Raw genomic sequence first — 1154 nt, forward strand, 5'->3', positions numbered from 1 at the left:
GCTATCCCGCCGATCAGTACGCACTCCGCGCCGACGTGACCCCCGAGCAGAAGCGCGAGCTTTTCAGGTGGCTCAGTGAGAACGCCTAACACCGCCTGCGTGGTCTGCGGCAAGCCGCTGTACCGTCGCCCCTCGGACATGGCGCGCAGCCGCTATGCCGCATGCATGGAGCATCGTGCCCTGGCGCAGTCGCTCGCCGGCGTAACACCCGCGCAGGCCGCCGGCCTCGCCCTCGGCCGCAAGAAGGGCACCAACCATCGCCCACCCGGCTACCGCCACAGCGAGGCGACCAGGCGGAAGATAGCCGCCTCCAATAAGGCTTTCTGCGCCGCCAACCCCGAGGCCGTAGCCGCGCGCGGCCAGAAGGTGCGCGGCGCCCAGCACTACCAATGGAAGGGCGGCATCACACGCCTCAACCAATCCATCCGACAGATGACGGAGAACCGCCGGTGGATGGACGCCATCAAGGCGCGCGACGGCCACTGTGTGCGGTGCGGTGCGACCAGCAACCTAGAAGCGCACCACAAGGTCAGCCTAGCGGCCCTCATCGAGCAGCTGGGCATCAGGAGCCGCGCCGACGCCAGACGCCATGCCGCCGCCCTATGGGACATGGAGAACGGCGAGACCCTATGCGTCGACTGCCACTACGCGGAACACGGAAGGATGCGCCGTGCAGCTTGACGAGGACACCTACCAGAAGTTACCCGACCGCCTCAAGGCGCTGTTCGAGAAGCTACCCAACCCAGGCCAGCATGAGGTCGTCGACCTGTTCCCGCAGACAGGGCCAGGTGGCTATCCCGCCAAGCGCAAAGGCGTCGGCTACCACGATGGGGCAAGCGGGCAATCCGGCCTCACGGCAGCTAAAACCGACGCTGGCAGCGTCGCCCGGTATTTCTACGCCGCGAAAGCGAGCAAGAGCGAAAGGAACCTCGGCGTAGATGGCAAGAACACTCACCCCACCGTCAAGCCCCTCGCCCTCACCGAGTACCTAGCCCGCCTCCTGCTACCGCCCGAGCGCGACACTCCCCGCCGCATCCTCGTGCCCTTCGCGGGAAGCGGCAGCGAGATCATCGGCGCCCTCCGCGCCGGTTGGGATAAAGCCGTCGGCATCGAGCGGGAGCCTGAGTACGTCGCTATCGCCGAGCAGCGCATCC

2 protein-coding genes are annotated in these 1154 nt (G+C 67.0%); both read left to right on the top strand.

Annotated elements, in window-relative coordinates:
- The first annotated feature begins 138 nt into the window (after window positions 1-138).
- Window positions 139-681, top strand: coding sequence for a hypothetical protein (locus VF194_RS00210; RefSeq protein WP_330886824.1), 543 nt, complete (start codon window positions 139-141; stop codon window positions 679-681).
- Window positions 671-1154: DNA methyltransferase (locus VF194_RS00215; protein WP_330886825.1), on the top strand; the 484-nt coding region annotated here is incomplete at its 3' end. The genes VF194_RS00210 and VF194_RS00215, both read left to right, overlap by 11 nt.

The sequence above is a fragment of the Ferrovibrio sp. genome (assembly GCF_036381655.1).
Classification (GTDB): domain Bacteria; phylum Pseudomonadota; class Alphaproteobacteria; order Ferrovibrionales; family Ferrovibrionaceae; genus Ferrovibrio.